We start from the raw sequence: 18,262 nt of genomic DNA, 5'->3' as shown, positions 1-18,262 counted from the left end.
AGACGTCAGGCCCTAAGGCCACAGGGCGGGCGGCGGGTTGTCCAGGGCCAGCGCGGTGCAGCGGATCCCGCCGCCGCCCTTGGCCAGTTCGGTGGTGTCGAGTTCGACCACCTCCAGGCCGCGTTCACGCAACTCGGCGGCGAGTCGCGGCGCGCCCTGGGTCATGGTGACGGTGGCGCCGTCGCTGACGAGGTTGAGCGCGAACCGCGCGGCCTCCTCGGGGGCCACCCGGATCAGCTCCAGGCCGAGTCCGCGCAGGGTGCGCAGGCTGGGGGCGTCCAGGGCCTCGGGGCAGTACGCCAGGGTGTCCGCGGAGATGACCCCGACGGCCAGGTCCAGGTCGTACCAGCGCTCGCCCGCCGTGCGCAGCGGCACCACCTCGTAGCCCAGTTCGTCGGCGAGCAGCGGGAGCATCCGCCCGTCGGTGCGCTGCCCGTAGGCCGCGAGCAGCAGGTCGCCGCAGGCCAGCGCGTCACCCTGGCCGCTGAAGGCGTAGGGCGCCTCCACGATCTCGTAGCGGTGCTCCTCCAGCCAGGCCCGGAAGTAGGGGATCTCGGTCTTCCGCTCGCGGGGCGGGTTGCCCAGGACGGCCACCTCGCCGCGGATCACGGCGGCGTTGGCGGTGAACACCATGTCCGGGCACTCGGGTGCGGAGGGCACGTACTGGATCTTGCGGCCGGCCGCGAGGTGCGCGGCCACGATCGCCTGGTGCTCGGCGAGAGCCGCCTCGGTGTCGGGCTGGACGGTGGGGTCCATATAGGGGTTGATCTGGTAGTCGACCCGGAAGTGGCTCGCGTCGGAGACAAGCAGTTCGCTGTTCACGGGATGCCCTCTCTTCGGTGGTCTGCGCTGGGGTGGTGCCGCAGGGCGCTGCGTCGGTGTTCGCCTCGGTACGAGTTCAGCCGAGCGCCGGATTGATCGCGAGCCTTGAACGGCAGGAGCAATCAAGTCCGTTGAGCGGTACATGGTGTCCGCTTTCCGCAGGCCGCGCCGCCGCCGTGTCGGAAACCGGGTGCATTTCGGCCGGACCTGACGGAGTCCCCTCGGCACTTTCCGACAAGCGGCGTCGGCGGGTGGCCGGTCACGGAGGATTCATCAGGCCGGATCCGTTCGGGCCGAGCGGCCGCCGAACGGCCGCGACCGGCCCCGGAGGTCCGGTGAGAGGACCGGGGCTGTCGGCCCATGCCGACCGGCCGGGATCCGGTTGTCGAACGGCCCTGGCATCCCGCGGACGACGATGTCCCGGGCGCCCGGCGAGACCCACCGCCGGGTGTCGACCGCCCGGTGGCCCGAGAGCGCTCTCGGTGAGGGCCGTCCTTCTGTACGGCGCGGCGGCGATGGCGGCGGTGCGGTGTTCGGACCCGCCCTCCCCGACACGGTTTTTCCCTGACGACCACGGAGGTTCCTGGTGACCAGCGACGCGATCGCGACCCGAACGGCCCCGGCCGGATCCGCCCTCTTGGAGAACCCGGGCGAACTGTGGAGGGCCCTTCCCGCGGCACAGCAGCCGGAGTGGGAGGATCTCGACCTGCTGGCCGAGGTCACCTTCGACCTCGCCGACCGGCCCGGACTGGTCACCGCCGGCGAGGTGGCCGGACTGCGCGGCCTGCTGGCCGAGGTGGTGGCCGGCCGGTTCCATGTGGTCCAGGCGGGCGACTGCGCCGAGGACCCGGCCGAGTGCGAGCCGGGGCACATCACCCGCAAGGTGGCGCTGCTGGACGCGCTGGCCGGGGCGATGTCCATGAACACCCTGCTGCCCACCCTGCGGGTCGGCCGGATGGCGGGCCAGTTCGCCAAGCCGCGCTCCCGCCCCACGGAGGTGGTGGACGGGCGTGAACTGCCGGTCTACCGGGGCCATATGGTCAACAGCCCGGAGCCGGACGCCCGTTCCCGGCGCCCCGACCCGCGGCGGCTGCTGTCGGGCTACGAGGCGGCGAGCCGGGCCATGGAGGTGCTGCGGCGCCGGACGGCCGAGCAGCCGCCGGCCTTCGCCACCCCGGTGTGGACCAGCCATGAGGCGCTGCTGCTGGACTACGAGGCGCCGCTGATCCGCCATGACGAGGAGACCGGCCGGCGCTATCTGGCCTCCACCCACTGGCCCTGGATCGGCTTCCGCACCAATCAACTGGACGGCGCCCATGTGGCGTTGCTGGCCTCGGTGGCCAACCCGGTGGCCTCCAAGGTCGGTCCGGGCATGGCGATAGCCGATCTGCTGGCCCTGTGCGAGCGGCTCGACCCGGACCGCGAGCCGGGCCGGCTGACCCTGATCGCCAGAATGGGCGCGGCGGCGGTCACCGAGCAGCTGCCGGCCATGGCCGCGGCGGTGCACGCCGCCGGGCACCCGGTGGTCTGGCTGTCCGACCCGATGCACGGCAACACGGTCACCGCGCCCGGCGGTTACAAGACCCGGCTGGTGGAGACCGTGGTCCGCGAGGTGCGGGACTTCCAGGCGGTGATCGGCGAGGCCGGGGCGGTGGTCGGCGGGCTGCACCTGGAGTCCACCCCCGAGGACGTCCGCGAGTGCGTGGCCGACCAGCGGTCCATCGACACCCTCGGCGACCGCTACACCAGCCTGTGCGACCCGCGGCTCAACCCGGACCAGGCCTGGGAGGTCGCCGCCGCCTGGGAGGGCCGCGCGCCCGGACGCTGATCCTCCCTCTCCCCCGTCCCGCTTCCTACCTTCTGCGAGGTCGTCATGTACGCCGATGAGATGGCCGACAAGGTCGCCCTGGTCACCGGGGCGGCGGGTGGCATCGGCGAGGCCGTGGTCCGGACGCTCGCCGCGTCCGGCGCGGTGGTCGCGATGGTCGACCGGAACGCGGAGCGGCTGGAGGAGCTCGCCGAGCAGGTGCGGGAGTCCGGTGGGCGGGCGGAGGCGTTCCCCGCCGATGTCACCGACAGCGCCGCCGTCGAGGCGGTGGTGGAGCGGATAGAGCGGCAGCTCGGCCCGTTGGCCTATCTGGTCAACGGTGCCGGGGTGCTGCGCCTGGGGCAGGCGCGGGCCCTGAGCGACGAGGACTGGGCGGCCACCTTCGCGGTGAACACCACCGGCGTCTTCCTCGTCTCGCGCGCCGTGGTCAACCGGATGGTGGAGCGCCGCCGGGGTGCCGTGGTGACGGTGGCGTCCAACGCGGCCGGCACCGCGCGGGTGGACATGGCCGCGTACTCGGCGTCCAAGGCCGCCGCGACCATGTTCACCAAGTGCCTGGGCCTGGAGGTCTCCCGCTTCGGCATCCGCTGCAATGTGGTGGCCCCCGGCTCCACCGACACCCCGATGCTGACCGCCCTCTGGGACGACGGCGCCGAGCAGGCGTCCATCGACGGGATGCCGTCCGCCTTCCGGGTCGGCATCCCGCTGGGCCGGATCGCCCGGCCGCAGCACATCGCGGACGCGGTGGTGTTCCTGCTCTCCGAGCGGGCCGCCCACATCACCATGCACGGCCTCACCGTCGACGGCGGCGCGACCCTCGGCCGCTAGCGGCCTCGGCCGTACCCGTTTCGCCGGCCCCGGGGCGTACCCACGTCCCCGGGGCCGGCCCGTACCCGACTTCGCCCGGGCCGCCCGGGCCCCGTACCGACTTCACTGGGGCCGCCCCGGCCCGTACCGACTTCGCCGGGCCCGCCCCGGCCCGGAGAGGACAGCTCTCGTATGGGATCTCGTAGGGGAATCCCGGCCATCGCGGCCTACCCGATGCCGACCGAGGACCAGCTGCCGGAGAACACCGCCCGGTGGACGCCGGACCCGGGGCGGGCGATGCTGCTGATCCACGATATGCAGAAGTACTTCCTGCGCCCCTTCCCGGCCGGCCGCTCCCCGGTGACCGAGCTGGTCCGCAACGTCACCCTGCTGCGGGAGCGGTGTGCCGCGCTCGGTGTCCCGGTCGCGTACACCCTGCAGCCCGGCGGGATGACGGAGGAGCAGCGCGGGCTGGTGAAGGACTTCTGGGGCCCGGGGATGACCGTCGAGCCGGAGCACCGCGAGGTGGCCGACCCGGTGCGGCCCGCGCCGGGCGACCTGCTGCTGACCAAGTGGCGCTACAGCGCCTTCCACCGCACCCCGCTCCTGGCCGAGCTGCGGGAGCGCGGGCGCGACCAGCTGATCGTCTGCGGGGTGTACGCCCATGTCGGGGTCCTGATGACCGCCGCGGACGCCTTCGCCTCCGACGTCCAGCCGTTCCTGGTGGCCGACGCCGTCGCCGACTTCTCCCCCGAGCACCACCACTCCGCCCTGCGCTACGCGGCCGAGCGCTGCGCGATGACGGTCACCACCGACACCGTCCTCGCCCAGCTCCCCTGATTCCTCCCGGTGCCCTCGGCACGGCCGGCGGGCGCGGTCCGACCGTTCCTACGCCAAGGAGTGCCATGACGCACCCAGTGACCACCGGTCCGCACCGCGCGGACATCGACCACGCCACCCTGCTCGGGCAGGTCCTGGCCGGGCGGCATACCGACTTCGCGCTGCTGCACCGGCCGCGGACCGGCCCGGCCGACCGGATCGAGGTGCTGGTCGGCGACACCGCCGAGGTGGCCGTCCTGGCCGACGTCCCGCTGCCGGACGACCCGGGCGGCACCGGCCCCGAGACGCTGGTCGTGGTCCCCTACCGGCAGCTCGCCGAGCGCGGGTTCGCCGCGGTGGACGACGGGGCCCCGGTGATCACCCTGCGGGTCCGCGCCCAGGAGTCGGTGCCGGTCGGCGAGGCGCTGGCCCGGCTGCCGGACCGCGGACTCGACCTGGCCGGCGGGGAGTTCGACCTGGACGACACCGCGTACGCGGACATCGTCCGCCGGGTGGTCGCCGAGGAGATCGGCACCGGCGAGGGCGCGAACTTCGTCATCCGGCGCACCTTCCACGCCGAGGTCCGGGGCCACTCCCCGCTCTCCGCGCTGGCCGTCTTCCGCCGGCTGCTGGAGCGGGAGAAGGGCGCCTACTGGACCTTTCTGGTGCACACCGGCGGCCGGACCTTCGTCGGCGCCACCCCGGAACGGCATCTGAGCCTGTCCGGCGGGCTCGCGGTGATGAACCCGATCAGCGGGACCTACCGCTATCCGGCCGAGGGCCCCACCCTGGACGGGGTGCTCACCTTCCTGGCGGACGCCAAAGAGGCCGACGAGCTGTCGATGGTGGTGGACGAGGAGCTGAAGATGGTGGCCCGGGTCAGCGACTCCGGGGTGCGGGTGCGCGGCCCGCGGCTGGTCGAGATGGCCGGCCTGGCGCACACCGAGTACACCGTCGAGGGCCGGACCGGCGCCGATGTCCGCGAGGTGCTGCGGGAGACCCTGTTCGCGCCGACGGTGACCGGCAGCCCGGTGGAGAGCGCGGCCCGGGTGATCCGCCGCTACGAGCCGCACGGCCGCGGCTACTACAGCGGGGTGCTGGCGCTCATCGGGCGCGACGGCCGGGGTGAGCGCACCCTGGACTCCTCGATCCTGATCCGGACCGCCGTCATCGACGCCGAGGGCCGGATGAGCGTCGGGGTGGGCGCCACCCTGGTCCGGGACTCCGACCCGGTGGCGGAGGCGGCCGAGACCCGCGCCAAGGCGGCCGTACTGCTCTCCGCGCTCGGCCACACTCCCCCGCCGAACCGGCCAACCCCGCGCTCCCGTCCGGCCCCCTCCTTCACCGGGCACCCCGAGGTGCTCGCCGCACTGCGCCAGCGCAACGGCACCCTCTCCTCCTTCTGGCTGGCCGACGGCGCCGCGCCCGCGGTGCCCGGGCTGGCCGGGCGGACCGTGCTGGTGGTGGACGCCGAGGACAGCTTCACCGCGATGTGGGCCCACCAACTGCGCTCCCTGGGAACGAAGGTGACGGTGCGCCGCTACGACGAGGAGTACGCGACCGGGGCGTACGACCTGGTGGTGCTCGGGCCCGGCCCCGGGGACCCCCGGGAGGCGGACCACCACCCCAAGACGGCCCGGCTGCGCGCGGTCACCCGCCAACTGCTGGACACGGGGCGGCCGTTCCTCTCGGTGTGCCTGAGCCACCAGGTGCTGAGCGGACTGCTCGGCCTGGAGCTGGTCCGCCGCAACCACCCCGACCAGGGGGTGCAGAAGAAGATCGACCTCTTCGGCCGGACCGAACTGGTCGGCTTCTACAACACCTTCGCCGCGCGGGCGGACGCGGACCTGCTCACCGCCCCGGGCCTGGCCGGCCCCGTCGAGGTGTGCCGGGACCGGCGCACCGGGCAGGTGCACGCGCTGCGCGGCCCGGGCTTCCGCTCGGTGCAGTTCCACCCGGAGTCGGTGCTCAGCCAGAACGGTGTGGAGGTCATCGCCGGGCTGCTGGCCGAACTGCTGGCGGAGGCCGGCCGGTAGGGCGTGGTGGGCCGCGGCCTCGTGGATCCTTCCACGAGGCCGCGGCCCTTTCCGCTTCCCGGGTCCCGGACAGCCGAAAGCCCCACCGCCGAGGGCCGTTCGAGGCCTTCGACGGTGGGGCAGCGGGTGCCGGACGGTGGGTCAATCCTCCAGCGTCACATCGAACAGGTCCAGCTGGAGCAGCGGAGTGACGGTGACATTGCCGGTGCGGGTGGACCAGCCGGACTCGACCTTCTGGTACCAGAGCGGGACCGCGGGCATGTCCTGGATGATCTGCTTCTCGGCCTGGCGGTAGAGCTCCCAGCCCTCCTGCTCGGTGGGGGCCGCGTCCGCCTTGGCCAGCAGGGCGTCCACCTCGGGGCTGGAGTAGCCGGAGCCGTTGACCGCGGCGCCGGTGCGGAAGATCGGGTTGAGGAAGTTCTCGATCGACGGGTAGTCGGCGACCCAGCCGGAGCGGAAGGCGGTGGTCATCTTCTGCTCGTTGATCAGCTTGCGGAACTCGCCGAAGGTCGGGACCGGCGCGTAGCGGGCCTCCACGCCCAGGGCGGCGGTGATGGTGGCGCAGGCCGCGTCGATCCACACCTGGTTGGCGGAGTCGTCGTTGGAGCAGAGCTCGATCGGCCCCTCGAAGCCGGAGGCCTCGAACAGCGCCTTGGCCTTCTCCGGCTGGTAGGTGCAGAGCTCGCCGCTGGCGTCGCCGCCGTAGCCGGGCACGATCGGCGGAACCAGTCCGTCCGGCAGCATCTTGTCGCCGTCGAAGGCCTTGTCGATGACGTACTGCCGGTCGATGGCCATGGAGATGGCCTGGCGCAGGCGCGGGTCGCCGTACCGCTCGTCGTAGAGCGGGAAGGAGATGGACTGCACGCCCATGTACGGCTTGGAGACGCAGCGGCCGGCCAGCTCCGTCTTGTAGCGGCCGCCGTCGAGGGCGTCCGCCGGGACGAAGTCCAGGTAGTCGAGCTTGTTGGCCACCACGTCCGCGTAGGCGTCCTCCAGCATCCGGTAGAACCGGAACTCCACGCCCTCCACCTTGGGCTTGCGGGCCCCGGCGTAGGCGTCGTAGCGCCCCAGGACGATGTTCTCGCCGGGGGTGTGGGAGGCGAAGGCGAACGGGCCGTTGCCGACCGGGTGGGCCTCGAAGGCGGCGCGGTCGGCGAAGAAGGCGCGCGGCAGGGGGAAGAAGGCGGCGTAGCCGAGCTGGGTGACGAAGGCCGAGAACGGCGCCGAGAGGGTCACCTCGAAGGTGAGGTCGTCGATCACCTTGAGGCCGGAGAGGGTGTCGGCCGCTCCGCTCTGGGCGGCCTCGTAGCCCTCGATGTGGGAGAGGTATTCGGCGCCCTGGAGCCGGTTGGGGCCGTAGGTGGTGTAGTTCCAGGCGTCCACGAAGCTCGCGGCGGTCACCGGGGTGCCGTCGTGGAAGGTCCAGCCGGGGTTCAGGGTGATCCGGTAGACCCGGGAGTCGGGCGACTCGATGGACTGCGCCGCGGCCATCCGGGGCTCGGCCGTCTGCGGGTCGTACTCGACCAGTCCGGTGAACAGCGCGTTGACGATCTTCACGCTGTCGCGTTCGGTGGCATCGCCCGGAACCAGCGGGTTCTCCGGTTCGGTGCCGTTCCAGCTGATGGTCTTCATGGGTGTGCGTCCCCTCGGGATCATGGTGTCAACAGGGCGTCTGCTCGGTGGCGTGCGGAGGTGCGGCCGCCGTGCGGGGGCTGGTCGGAGGCCGCGCCGGGTACGCCGACTCGGGCGCCGTGCAGCCAGGCGACCCGGTCGTACAGGTCTTCGGTGGAGAGCGCGGACAGCAGGGCGTTGCGCCGGTGCGCCGCCTCGCCGGCCGGGTGGTAGAGCCGGTGGCCCATGGCGCGGGCGGCCGACTGGGTGGCGGCGGTGCGCTCGCGCCGCTCGTCGGCGAACCAGCCGAAGCGCTGCTCGTACGCCCTCTCCCCGGCGCCGACCAGCAGCCGGCCGAGGACCACCGCGTCCTCCAGGGCCTGGCAGGCGCCCTGGGCGGCGTACTGGAGCATGGGGTGGGCGGCGTCCCCGGTCAGGACCACCCGCCGGTCGGTCCACCGCGCCACCGGGTCGCGGTCGCAGAGCACCCAGGAGCGCCAGTCGGCGCCGAGGCCGAGCAGTCTGCGGGGCGTCTCGCTCACCCCCGGAAACTCCCCCAGCACCCGCCGCGCCTCCACCGGGACACCGGTCACCGGCTCCGTCGCCCCGTCGTCGCGGGTGGCGGCCAGGTTAAGGAACCGGCCGCCGCCGATGGGGTAGTGGACGATGTGCCAGTGGGGGCCGGCCCAGAGGGTCACCGCGTTCCAGCGCAGCTCGCGCGGCACCCGTTCCATCGGGATGACGGAGCGGTAGATGGTGTGGCCGGACACCCGGGGCGGTCCGTCGCCGACCAGTTGCCGGCGCACCGCGGAGTACAGTCCGTCGGCGCCGACCAGCGCGGTGCCGCGTACCCGTTCGCCGGAGGCCAGGTGGACGGTGACCCCGGACTCGTCCTGGGTGTAGTGCCGTACCCGGGCGCCGGTGCGCAGTTCGATGGCGGGCGAGGCGCGGCAGGCCGCCAGCAGCGGGGCGTAGAGGTCGCTCCGCTGGACCACCGCGTAGGGCCCGCCGAAGCGGCGGCGGTAGGCGGCGTCGAGCGGCAGCCCGGCCACCCGCCGCCCCGTGGTCCCGTCCATGAAGCGCAACTCGTCGATATGGACGGCCCGTTCGCGTACGGGATCGCCCACGCCGAGCAGGTCCAGTGCGTGGAAGGCGTTGGGCGCCAGCTGGATGCCCGCGCCGAGTTCGGTGAGTTCCTCGCGGCTCTCCAGCACCAGTGCCCGGTGCCCGTGGCGGGCGAGGCTCACCGCGGTCGCCAGCCCGCCGATGCCGCCGCCCGCGATCAGTATCCTCGCCATTCCGGTCACCCCCGGTTCGGTCGCTTCTCGGCAGGGTGCGGGCTCAGGCGGCCCGCAGACCGGCCTGGAGCGCGGTGGCTATCTCGGTCAGCCGGCGGGCCTGGAACTCGATGGCGCCCAGCTTCTCGCCGCTCGGCGGGGTGGTGTCCGCGGCGGTGTGGCTGGTGCCGTACGGGTTGCCGTTGCCCTCGGCGAACTGGATCGGGTCCGCGTAGCCGGGCGGGACGATGATCGCGCCCCAGTGGTAGAAGGTGTTGTTCAGGGCGAGCAGGGTGCTCTCCTGGCCGCCGTGGGCGGTGGCGGACGAGGTGAAGGAGGAGACCACCTTGTTCACCAGCTTGCCCTGCTCCCAGAGGTCGCCGGTGGCGTCGATGAACTGCTTCAGCTGGGCGGCCGGCAGTCCGTAGCGGGTCGGGGTGCCGAACAGGATGGCGTCGGCCCACTCCAGGTCCTCGACGGCCGCCGCGGTGACATCGGCGGTGGCCGCGGTGTGCTCGGCCCACTCCGGGTTGGCCGCGATGGCGTCCGCGGAGGCGGTCTCGGCGACCCTGCGCAGACGCACCTCGGCGCCGGCCTTCTCGGCCGCCGCGGCGGCCGCCTGGGCGAGCGTGTGCACATGTCCGGTGGACGAGTAGTAGACGACGGCGACGTTGGTCACGATCACGACTCCCATTCGGGGGGCGGGGACTGGCATAAGAGCGATGGGGCGAAAGGCGCCGGACGGCCTTCGAGGGACGGCCTCTGACGGGCGGCCTTCGGTGGACTGCCTTCGGTGGACTGCCTCGCGGTAATCGACTCTTCCGCGAGGGCCGGTGCGGGGACAAAGGACCGGCGGGGACTTCATCACGTTGTGGGATACCGCGGGGATGGAGAACCGCAGGTGGGGCGTGGTCGGTCCGGAAATCCGACCCTTTTCGGGATCGGCCGGGGATCTGTGTCAACTCGGCGGCCGGTCGGCTCGGGCCGGGTTCTACGCTGTTTCGGTGACCCTTCCGATATCCGGCATCCCGTGAACGTTCCGGTATCCGGTACATCACTCGCCGAGGTGAAAGGAGCCCCGATGCGAACAGGGAGGACGATGGCGGGCCGCAGGGCGCCCGGGGGCGGCGGAGGCAACCGGGTGGCGGCCCTGGGATCGCCGGCCGGCCGCTGTCTGGCCCCCGTGCTGCACCGGGCCGCCTACGCGGCCATGGGCCTGGACGGCTGGAGCCATGAGGCGATCGACTGCGATCAGGAGGCGCTGCCCGCGCTGCTCGGCTCGTTCGGCCCCGACTGGGCCGGGACCACCCTGGCCGTACCGCTGCCCCGGGCCGTGCTGCCCCTGCTGGACGAGGTGTCGGAGCTGGCGATGGACGTGGGCGGGGCGGACACCGTGGTCTTCCGGCACGGCCGCAGCGTCGGCGAGCACACCGGCGCGCACGGCATCAGGAGCGCCATCCACCAGGCCGGGCTGACCGCGCCGGGCTCCGCCGTGGTGCTGGGCGGCGGGGCGGGCGCCTGCTCGGCGCTGGCCGCGCTGCGGGAGGTCGGGGTACGGGAGCCGGTGGTCGTGGTCCGTGAGCGCGACCGCGCCCTGGAGGTGGAGGCGGCGGCCGGCCGGCTGGGTGTCTCGGTGGAGCTGCGCCATGTGGACGAGCTGGGCCGGCTGCTCCGGGGCGTCCCGGTGGTGGTCTCCACCCTGCCCGCGGGCGCCGCCGACGCGCTGGCGCCGACCGTCGCCCGGTCCGGGGCGGCCGTGCTGGACGCGGTGTGCTCGGCCTGGCCCACCCGGCTCGCCAAGGCGGCGGGCTTCGCCGGCAGCACCGTGGTGGACGGGCTGACCATGCGGCTGCACCGGACGGTGCGCCAGATCGAGCTGCTGACCGGCCGGGCCTGTGTCGGCGAGCTGCCGCTCGCGGCGATGCGCGCGGCGGCCCTGGACGAACTGGCCCGTCGGGAGGCCCGGTCGGCCGAGCCCGCCGGTTCAGGCGGAAAGCTCATGTGAGGTGCCGTAGCGCTGCTGGCGGGCCGAGGAGAGCGCCAGGATCGAGTGGGCCACCGAGCAGAGCGTGACATGGCGGTGCCAGCCCGCGTAGGAGCGCCCCTCGAAGTCCCGCATCCCCACCCGGGTGCTGACCTCGGTGAAGTCCTTGCTCACCCGGCGGGTCAGCCGCCCCAGTCGCAGCAGCGCGGCCGGCGGCACCTCCAGCAGGTTGGACAGCCAGAGTTCGCCCGGCCTCCCCTTCTGCATCGGCCAGCCGCCGACCAGGGTGAGCGGCTGCGGAGGCGCCTGCCGCACCCCCGGTCTGCGGACGGCCGGCAGGCTCACCCGGGCCCCGCTGACCAGCAGTGACCGGGTGATGGCGTACTCCGGGTCCACCCAGCCGACCGGCTTGGACAGCTTCTTGCCGCGCTCGGCCAGCTGCTGCGCCTGGAACAGCGCCTCCCCCGAGCCGGGCCGGCCGGGGTCGAAGCCGACCACCCGGGTCGCCCCGTCGACACGCATCACGAAGGGCACGTTCCGCCGGGTGAACTGCTCCACCAGGGCGGTGGAGTCCAGGGTGCGGGCGTCCAGCACCACCGGCCTCCGGCGCAACCCCCAGTCGGGCTGGGTGAGTTCGGCCACCGTGTGGACGACTCCCGCCTCCGTGCTCATGGCCGGTACGTCGTCCGGGATACGGGCCCGGCGCCGCCGCGCCTCGTCCTCCAGCCACTCGGGCGGCAGGTTCAGGCCCCAGTTGACGGGCGCGCTCAGCTGCTCGTTGGCCAGCGAGACCCCGTAGGCCTGCTGGCTGTTGACCACCCGGCCGAGGTCGAAGCGGAAGGACTCCGCGACTCCGACGGAGTGCGCGCCGGCCTTGGGGATGGCCATGGAGTCGATCACCCAGGCCTGCGGCAGCAGCACCCGGTCCAGATGGCGGGCGAGCGCCTGCCGTACCGGCGCCCACGCCCAGGAGGAGTCACTGATGAAGTGGTGCAGGCTCTGCTCGGCGGCACCGTGGTCGGCCACCGCCGCCAGCGCCCGCATGGACTTGCGCCCCGGTACGGACAGTAGTCCGGAGACGTACCACTCCCCCCTGGTCCGCTGGTCGCGCCGCTTCAGTGAGGCCAGCATCCGGCGGCAGAACTCGGTGACGAAGTCGTCCGCGACATCGCCCCAGGTCTGCGCGAGGGCTTCGCTCTCCACGCCTTCCATGTCTCCCCCTCCTCCTTCTCGGTCCGCCCGCGCCGGCGACGCCCGCAGGCGGCGGCATGGCCGAGGACCGCACCCGGTACGTGGACTGGATACGTCGACTGGGTACGACCATACCGTACCGGACGGTTGGTTTATCTGACTCCGTCACATCGCTGTTTTCCGACATCGAGGTGACCTGACACAGGCATACCATACCGCTTGGTTGGTTTGTTAGGGTGAAGTCCGAAGGAACTTCCCCGGGTCGCCAAGACCGGCGAAGGGCCGCGAAGATCCCCGAAGCGCCCCGAAGATCCCCAAGGATCGCGAAACACCCACGAAGGAGACGTCATGGCACGTCAGGAACGCGCCGAACGCACCCGCGAGCTGGTCGTCCGCGCCGCCGCCGCGCGCTTCGACACCACCGGGTTCGCGGCGACCAGCCTGAGCGACATCGTGGAGACGGCGAAGGTGTCAAAAGGGGCCCTGTACTTCCACTTCGAGTCCAAGGAGAAGCTGGCCGAGGCGGTCGCGACCCAGTCGGGCGCCGGCTGGCGGGATGTGCTGCGGGCCGCCAGGGCACCGGGAGGACCGGTGCTGCAAGCACTGATCGACATGACCCATGACGTGGCCCAGCGCATCCACCACGACGTGGTGTTCCGGGCGGGGCTGCGGCTGTGCGACGAGCGCTGGCCGGGCGAGGACCGCTTCCCCAGCCCGTACCCCAGCTGGAAGCGGGCCCTGACGCTGCTGCTCGCCCGGTCCGAGCGGCGGGGGGAGCTGCTGCCCGGGCTGGACGTGCGGCAGACCGCCCGTATGCTCACCGCCACCACGGCCGGGATCGAGACGCTCTCCCGGAAGGACCGGGGCTGGCTGACCACTCCGGTCGTCGCCGCGGCCTGGGAGACCCTGCTCCCCGCGCTGGTCCCGGCGGAACGGGTCGCCGCCTTCCGCCCCTGTGGCCGGGTCCCCCTGGTCCCCCGGCAGCCCACGGCCCCGGACCGCGAACTCCGGGCCGGCGGCCACCACCGAGCCCGCCCGGCCACCCTGGGGTGAGCGGGAGTGGTGCCGCGGAAGCGCCCCCAGCCCCCGGGAAAACCCGGGGCCGGGGGCGCCTTGGCGGTACGGGGAGAAGGGCACGGCCGCCCTCGGCCGGGACGGCCGCACCGATGGTCCGGGACTCACGAGGCCACGACCCTCGGGCGGGGTGCGGCCCTCGGGTGGGGCGCGGCCCGGTCGTGCGGGCCGCACGATGAAGCCGCCGCCGCACCGGGGCGGCGGCGGCTCGGTGCGGTCGTCTCAGCCCGCGGCGATCTGGGAGAGGCGCGCGCCCCGGTCGGGGCCGGTGTCCATCCGGGTCAGCGCGGACGGCACGGCGACGGCCGGCAGGATGTGCCGCCACATCGCCGACACCCGCTGCTCCAGATCCAGCAGACCCGAGCTGACCTGCGAGAACGCCTGGATCCCGGTGAACGAGCCGACGACCAGCTCGGCCGTCTCGCGGCAGTCCACATGCGGCAGGACCTCACCGTCGCCCTTGGCCTGCTCCAGCAGCTCCTCGCACACCTTGGCCCAGGCCAGGAAGGGGCTGTGCGCCGCGAAGTCGACGGACCCGCGTTCCAGCGCCAGCCGGCTGCCGGCCCGCAGCATCGCGTCGTTGGGCAGGGCGTGGGCCACGGTCATCGCGAGGTCCACCACCTGCTGCAGCTTGGACGCCTGGGGGAGGAAGTTCGGATGGAGGGTCTGCTCCTCCAGGACCCCGCGAGCCAGGTCCTCCTTCGACGGGAAGTGGAAGTACAGGGCCCCCTTGGTGACCGGCACCCGGGACAGGATCTCCTTGATCGACGCCGCGTCGTAGCCCAGCTCGTCGAAGACGACCGCCGCGCCCTGCAGGATGAGCCGCCTGGTCTCCACTGCCCGCGCCTGCTGTGCCATGCGCTTTCTCCCGTTGCTCTTCGCCACCCCGTCACGGCCGGTACGGCGGCCGGACCGGCTGGTACGACAACTTAGCAAGTTGTCATCGCCGACCGGTAGAAAAAAACCGGCTGCCCTGTATTGTGATCCTCACACGACAGGGGTTCGAAATCTCCTTGGGGGGGACATGTCCGACTCGCTGCTCATGCTCGAAGTGGAACCGCAGGCCCCGCACACCGCGCCCAGCGGCGCGTACCCGCACATCTTCATCCCGGCACAGCGGCAGTCGTCCAGACCGCAGCCGCACTTCACCACCACGGTGCCGAAGGAGTACGTCCACCGCGCCGCCGTCGCCGAGGTGCTGCTGACCGGCTGGCAGCCCCTGGCCGAGGACCGCTTCGCCGTCTCGGCGCAGTGGCCGCGGGCCCACAGCTACTTCACGTCCCTCTGCGGGACGTCCTACGACTCCACGCTGGTGGCCGAGACGGTCCGCCAGGCCGGCACCCTGGTGGCGCACGCCGAGTACGGCGTGCCGCTGGACAGCAACTTCATCCTCAACGACCTCCAGTACCTCTGCGACCCGACGGAGCTGAAGGTCCTCGGGACACCGGCCGAGCTGACGCTGGTCGTCAGCTGCTCGCAGCTCCGCCGCACCCGCGCCGGGCAGTTGGCCGGGATCCGGTTCGACGTCGAGATCCTGCGCGACGGCCGGCCGGTGGGCTCGGGCATGGCGAAGGCCACCATCCTGCGGCCGGAGGTCTACCGCCGGATCCGCGGCGAGCACCTGACGCCGGACCCGGGCACCGGGGCGATGCTGTCCGAGCCGGTCGAACCCGCGCTGGTCGACCGCCGCTACGCCCCCGATGTGGTGCTCTCCCCCGGGGAGGGCGAGGGCCGCTGGCTGCTGCGGGCCGACCAGCGCCACCCGGTCCTCTTCGAGCACCCCGGGGACCACATCCCCGGCATGGTGCTGCTGGAGGCGGCCCGCCAGGTGACCCGGCTACTCGCCCCCGGCTCCACCGCGATCGCGGCCGAGAGCTCCTTCACCCGCTATGTGGAGTTCGACGCGCCCTGCCTGATCGAGGCGGAGGAGCTGGACTCGGACGATCCCGCGGTCCGGGTGGTGTCCGTACGGGCCGAGCAGGACGGCCGGACCGCGTTCAGCAGCACCATCACCCTCGCCGCGCCCACCGCGTAGCCCCCCCCCCAGAGCCCCCCTCCCACGGCCCCGCCCCCGGAAGACCGGAACGGCGAACGGGGACCCGCGGCGGGCCGGAACGGCGAACGGGGATCCGAGGTGGACCGGAACAGCGAACGGGGGCCCGCGGCGGACCGGAACGGCGAACGGGGACCCGCACCGTACCCGCTACCCGCTACCCGCGGTCCCGTCCGCCATCCCCGTTCGCCGTCCTCGCGCCTTACAGAATGGTGAACCCGCCGTCCACCGGAAGGACCACCCCGGTGGCGAAGGAGGAGCGGTCACTGCACAGCCAGGCCGCCGCCTCGGCGATCTCCTCGGGTTCGGCGGTCCGCGACTGCGGGGTCAGCTGGTGGAGCAGCGGCTCCACGGCGGGGTTGGCCTGGAACCACTCGGTCACCATCTCGCTGCGGGTGGTCCCCGGGGCCACCGCGTTGACCCGGATGCCCTGACCGGCGTACTCCGCCGCGGCCGCCCGGGTCAGCCCGACCACCGCGTGCTTGGACGTGACATAGGGCGCCGCGACCGGGGTCGCCACCAGGCCGCCCACACTGCTGGTGTTGACGATGGACCCGCCACCGGTCTCCAGCATCGCGGCGATCTCGTGGCGCAGGCAGTTCCAGACGCCGCGGACGTTGGTGTCCATGATCCGGTCGTAGACCTCGTCGTCCATCAGATGCAGCGGTGTCTGCTCCACCCCGTACCCGGCGTTGTTGAAGGCCGCGTCCAGCCGGCCGAAGTGCTCGACCGCCGCCCGTACCGCCTCGGCGACCTCGTCGCCGCGCGCCACATCGGCGACCGCATACCGGGCCTTGTGCCCGGCACTCAGCAACTCGTCCACCAACTGCTTCAGTTGCGGCTCTCTTCGGGCCACGAGCAGCACCGAGGCGCCTTCCCGCGCGAAGACCCGCGCGGCGGCGGCACCGATCCCGCTGCTCGCGCCCGTTATCAGGGTCACCTTGCCGGCGAGGAGCCCGTTCTCCTGAGATGTCATGCCCGATTCATAGCGCACGTCAGCGGTCCGCGAACTGCCTTTCGACCGTCAGTTAACCCGCGCGTAACGCCTCTTGCCCCGCTCACCCGTCCCAGCAGCTTCCCGCCGCCGCCTCGGCATCCACGGTGCGCACCAGCGCTTCCCCGATCTCGGCCGGCGAGCGCACCAGATGCCGCACCCCCGCCTCGCGCATCGCCGCCCGCTGGAAGCCGTACGCGAAGTCGCTGGGGTTGCCGATGAAGGGCGCCCCCAGCCCCCGGGCCGTCTCGGCGACCCGCGCCACGTCATCGATGACCAGCACCTGGTCCGGCCGGAGCCCGAAGGTCTCGGTGACGATCTCCCGCAGCCCGGGGCGGTAGGCGTCCGTGCACACATACCCCGGGTCGTCGAAGAGCCCGGCGTGCGCGCCCAGCGCCGCGTCGAAGTGCGCCCGCTCCAACCCCCCGTAGCAGACCGTCCGCAGCCCCAGCGAGCGCAGCAGCCCGACCAGCGCGAGCGCCCCGTCCAGGATCCGCACCGGGTGGCGCTCCAGATACTCGGCCCGCTCCCGGAAGTACTCCTCCAGTACCTTCTCCGTGGACCAGGCGAGCCCCGCCGCCTCGGCGATGGCCTGTGCGGCCTCGGCCTGCCGCTGCGAGAAGATCCGCCGTTCCAGCTCCGCCGTGTAGACACCGCCCCGGCTCACGATGAAGTGGTGGATCACCGGACTGAAGGTGTCGTTCAGCATCACCCCGTCGATGTTCACCGCGGCCGCCCGCAAACGCGTGAGCCCTCCGCCCGCCATGCCCTCTCCCCTCGCTCGGGACCCTCCCCAGGCGAGCGAGCGTAGCGGGTCGGCGCGGCGGCCGGGACGGCCTTTCGAAGCCCGGGCGGTGTCCCAGTCGTGGATCGGAGTGGCGGCCCGCCGGACAGGGCGAGCCCGTCCGGCGCGGCCGCGGCGCTCTCCGGGCCCGCCGGCCGAACTCACCCCCGTGAAGCTCGACCCCGAACCGGCCCGCGCCGCTCGCTCCTCCCCACCGACACTCCAGTGGCGGCGAAGCATTGGTAACGTACACCAGAGTGACCGCCCGGAGTCAACCAGAGTGTTGCCGGGGCCGTCCCGAGAGGCTTCGAGAAACACTGTGGTGGGCGAAGGCCCGGCAGCACGCCAAGGAGGTCGTGTTACGTGGAGGATGACCAGTCGCCCACCTTCGCCCAGCTCCTGGACTACCTGTTCCGCGAGGTGCACCCCCCTTCCCGGGGGCCCTACACCTACGCGGAGGTCGCCGAGGGGATCCGCGAGGCGGCGACCGGGGAGGGGCGCGGAGTGACGGCCAGCGCCATCCAGCAACTGCGCACCGGCGCCAAGCGGAACCCGACGCGGCACACCATCAAGGCCCTGGCCGACTTCTTCGGCGTACCGGCGGGCTACTTCGTCGACAACGCGGCGGCCGAACGGACCAAGGCGGAGATCGGCCTGCTGGCCGCCATGCGCGACCAGGACGTCCGCAAGGTGGCCCTGCGCGCCAACGGCCTGAGCGTCGACAGCCTGAAGATGCTGTCCACCGTGATCGAGCAGGCCCGGAAGCTCGAAGGACTCACCACCGACGACAGCGCGCAGGACCTCGACCTGGACGACTGAACCGCGCCCCGACACGATCTGTGATCGCTCGCCAGGAGGGGCTCAGCCGTGCTCGGTGACAGGTCCGGCGTGCCGAGCCGCACACCACGTCCGCCAGGGCATCCCGCCCGTACCGCGCGGTCGCGCACATGTCAGCATGGGGCGCGCACACCGGGCTTCCGCG

At 72.8% G+C, this 18,262-nt stretch carries 16 protein-coding genes; 8 read left to right on the top strand and 8 right to left on the bottom strand.

Going from position 1 to position 18,262, the window contains the following annotated elements; genetic code table 11:
• Positions 1-12 precede the first annotated feature (12 nt).
• On the bottom strand, positions 13-822 hold the full coding sequence (locus ABZ945_RS09430) for an arginine deiminase-related protein (RefSeq protein WP_361266323.1): 810 nt from the start codon (positions 820-822) through the stop codon (positions 13-15).
• 586 nt (positions 823-1,408) lie between these two features.
• Here ABZ945_RS09430 and ABZ945_RS09425 point away from each other — a divergent pair.
• The 4 genes from ABZ945_RS09425 (at position 1,409) to ABZ945_RS09410 (ending at position 6,312) form a co-directional block, all read left to right on the top strand.
• Positions 1,409-2,650 (top strand): 3-deoxy-7-phosphoheptulonate synthase, encoded by a 1,242-nt coding sequence (locus ABZ945_RS09425; protein WP_361266321.1) that lies wholly within the window; start codon positions 1,409-1,411, stop codon positions 2,648-2,650.
• A gap of 60 nt (positions 2,651-2,710) precedes the next feature.
• Positions 2,711-3,478, top strand: coding sequence for a 2,3-dihydro-2,3-dihydroxybenzoate dehydrogenase (locus ABZ945_RS09420; RefSeq protein ID WP_361266408.1), 768 nt, complete (start codon positions 2,711-2,713; stop codon positions 3,476-3,478).
• A gap of 171 nt (positions 3,479-3,649) precedes the next feature.
• Entirely contained in the window at positions 3,650-4,297 is a 648-nt protein-coding gene (locus ABZ945_RS09415) for an isochorismatase family protein (protein ID WP_361266319.1), read from the top strand.
• Between the two features lie 65 nt (positions 4,298-4,362).
• Positions 4,363-6,312, top strand: coding sequence for an anthranilate synthase family protein (locus ABZ945_RS09410; protein WP_361266317.1), 1,950 nt, complete (start codon positions 4,363-4,365; stop codon positions 6,310-6,312).
• A 141-nt stretch (positions 6,313-6,453) separates the two neighbouring features.
• Here the strand turns inward: ABZ945_RS09410 and ABZ945_RS09405 are convergent, their stop codons facing one another.
• From ABZ945_RS09405 to wrbA, 3 genes are read right to left on the bottom strand one after another with little or no spacing between them, the layout of a single operon-like run.
• The gene (locus ABZ945_RS09405; protein ID WP_361266315.1) at positions 6,454-7,944 is read right to left on the bottom strand and encodes an ABC transporter substrate-binding protein; all 1,491 of its coding nucleotides are present in this window, start codon (positions 7,942-7,944) and stop codon (positions 6,454-6,456) included.
• 20 nt (positions 7,945-7,964) lie between these two features.
• Positions 7,965-9,221: a 3-hydroxybenzoate 6-monooxygenase gene (locus ABZ945_RS09400; RefSeq protein WP_361266313.1), complete on the bottom strand. Its 1,257-nt coding sequence runs from the start codon at positions 9,219-9,221 to the stop codon at positions 7,965-7,967.
• A gap of 43 nt (positions 9,222-9,264) precedes the next feature.
• The gene (gene wrbA / locus ABZ945_RS09395; protein WP_361266311.1) at positions 9,265-9,879 is read right to left on the bottom strand and encodes an NAD(P)H:quinone oxidoreductase; all 615 of its coding nucleotides are present in this window, start codon (positions 9,877-9,879) and stop codon (positions 9,265-9,267) included.
• A gap of 402 nt (positions 9,880-10,281) precedes the next feature.
• On the opposite strand from wrbA, the gene ABZ945_RS09390 reads away from it, so the two are divergent.
• Entirely contained in the window at positions 10,282-11,205 is a 924-nt protein-coding gene (locus ABZ945_RS09390; protein ID WP_361266309.1) for a shikimate dehydrogenase, read from the top strand.
• Here the strand turns inward: ABZ945_RS09390 and ABZ945_RS09385 are convergent.
• The gene (locus tag ABZ945_RS09385) at positions 11,185-12,396 is read right to left on the bottom strand and encodes a transposase (protein WP_361266307.1); all 1,212 of its coding nucleotides are present in this window, start codon (positions 12,394-12,396) and stop codon (positions 11,185-11,187) included. The two genes, ABZ945_RS09390 and ABZ945_RS09385, sit on opposite strands and share 21 nt — an antisense overlap.
• A 327-nt stretch (positions 12,397-12,723) precedes the next feature.
• Here ABZ945_RS09385 and ABZ945_RS09380 point away from each other — a divergent pair, with 327 nt between their 5' ends.
• The gene (locus ABZ945_RS09380; RefSeq protein WP_361266305.1) at positions 12,724-13,428 is read left to right on the top strand and encodes a ScbR family autoregulator-binding transcription factor; all 705 of its coding nucleotides are present in this window, start codon (positions 12,724-12,726) and stop codon (positions 13,426-13,428) included.
• Positions 13,429-13,671: 243 nt separating this feature from the next.
• Here ABZ945_RS09380 and ABZ945_RS09375 read toward each other — a convergent pair whose 3' ends face one another.
• On the bottom strand, positions 13,672-14,307 hold the full coding sequence (locus tag ABZ945_RS09375; protein WP_361266303.1) for a ScbR family autoregulator-binding transcription factor: 636 nt from the start codon (positions 14,305-14,307) through the stop codon (positions 13,672-13,674).
• 166 nt (positions 14,308-14,473) lie between these two features.
• Here ABZ945_RS09375 and ABZ945_RS09370 point away from each other — a divergent pair, with 166 nt between their 5' ends.
• The gene (locus ABZ945_RS09370) at positions 14,474-15,484 is read left to right on the top strand and encodes a ScbA/BarX family gamma-butyrolactone biosynthesis protein (RefSeq protein WP_361266301.1); all 1,011 of its coding nucleotides are present in this window, start codon (positions 14,474-14,476) and stop codon (positions 15,482-15,484) included.
• 220 nt (positions 15,485-15,704) lie between these two features.
• On the opposite strand, the gene ABZ945_RS09365 is transcribed toward ABZ945_RS09370, so the two are convergent.
• Both ABZ945_RS09365 and ABZ945_RS09360 read right to left on the bottom strand, forming a co-directional pair.
• Positions 15,705-16,478, bottom strand: a complete 774-nt coding sequence (locus tag ABZ945_RS09365; protein ID WP_361266299.1) for a glucose 1-dehydrogenase — start codon at positions 16,476-16,478, stop codon at positions 15,705-15,707.
• Between the two features lie 82 nt (positions 16,479-16,560).
• Positions 16,561-17,262, bottom strand: coding sequence for an HAD family phosphatase (locus tag ABZ945_RS09360; RefSeq protein WP_361266297.1), 702 nt, complete (start codon positions 17,260-17,262; stop codon positions 16,561-16,563).
• Between the two features lie 381 nt (positions 17,263-17,643).
• Here ABZ945_RS09360 and ABZ945_RS09355 point away from each other — a divergent pair, with 381 nt between their 5' ends.
• A complete protein-coding gene (locus ABZ945_RS09355; RefSeq protein ID WP_361266295.1) occupies positions 17,644-18,099 on the top strand; it encodes a helix-turn-helix transcriptional regulator in 456 nt (151 codons plus the stop codon).
• The last annotated feature ends 163 nt before the right edge of the window (positions 18,100-18,262 follow it).

Source organism: Streptomyces sp. NPDC046887, from assembly GCF_040644755.1.
In the GTDB taxonomy this organism is placed as follows: domain Bacteria; phylum Actinomycetota; class Actinomycetes; order Streptomycetales; family Streptomycetaceae; genus Streptomyces; species Streptomyces lichenis.
This window is presented reverse-complemented; position numbering and strand designations above follow the sequence as displayed.

What these genes read in the sequence shown, in the direction of transcription:
- ABZ945_RS09420 (WP_361266408.1), top strand. Translation starts at nt 2,711, where the DNA reads ATGGCCGACAAGGTCGCCCTGGTCACCGGGGCGGCGGGTGGCATCGGC.
- ABZ945_RS09415 (WP_361266319.1), top strand. Translation starts at nt 3,650, where the DNA reads ATGGGATCTCGTAGGGGAATCCCGGCCATCGCGGCCTACCCGATGCCG.
- ABZ945_RS09410 (WP_361266317.1), top strand. Translation starts at nt 4,363, where the DNA reads ATGACGCACCCAGTGACCACCGGTCCGCACCGCGCGGACATCGACCAC.
- ABZ945_RS09405 (WP_361266315.1), bottom strand. Translation starts at nt 7,944, where the DNA reads ATGAAGACCATCAGCTGGAACGGCACCGAACCGGAGAACCCGCTGGTT.
- ABZ945_RS09400 (WP_361266313.1), bottom strand. Translation starts at nt 9,221, where the DNA reads ATGGCGAGGATACTGATCGCGGGCGGCGGCATCGGCGGGCTGGCGACC.
- ABZ945_RS09390 (WP_361266309.1), top strand. Translation starts at nt 10,282, where the DNA reads ATGCGAACAGGGAGGACGATGGCGGGCCGCAGGGCGCCCGGGGGCGGC.
- ABZ945_RS09385 (WP_361266307.1), bottom strand. Translation starts at nt 12,396, where the DNA reads ATGGAAGGCGTGGAGAGCGAAGCCCTCGCGCAGACCTGGGGCGATGTC.
- ABZ945_RS09380 (WP_361266305.1), top strand. Translation starts at nt 12,724, where the DNA reads ATGGCACGTCAGGAACGCGCCGAACGCACCCGCGAGCTGGTCGTCCGC.
- ABZ945_RS09375 (WP_361266303.1), bottom strand. Translation starts at nt 14,307, where the DNA reads ATGGCACAGCAGGCGCGGGCAGTGGAGACCAGGCGGCTCATCCTGCAG.
- ABZ945_RS09370 (WP_361266301.1), top strand. Translation starts at nt 14,474, where the DNA reads ATGTCCGACTCGCTGCTCATGCTCGAAGTGGAACCGCAGGCCCCGCAC.
- ABZ945_RS09365 (WP_361266299.1), bottom strand. Translation starts at nt 16,478, where the DNA reads ATGACATCTCAGGAGAACGGGCTCCTCGCCGGCAAGGTGACCCTGATA.
- ABZ945_RS09360 (WP_361266297.1), bottom strand. Translation starts at nt 17,262, where the DNA reads ATGGCGGGCGGAGGGCTCACGCGTTTGCGGGCGGCCGCGGTGAACATC.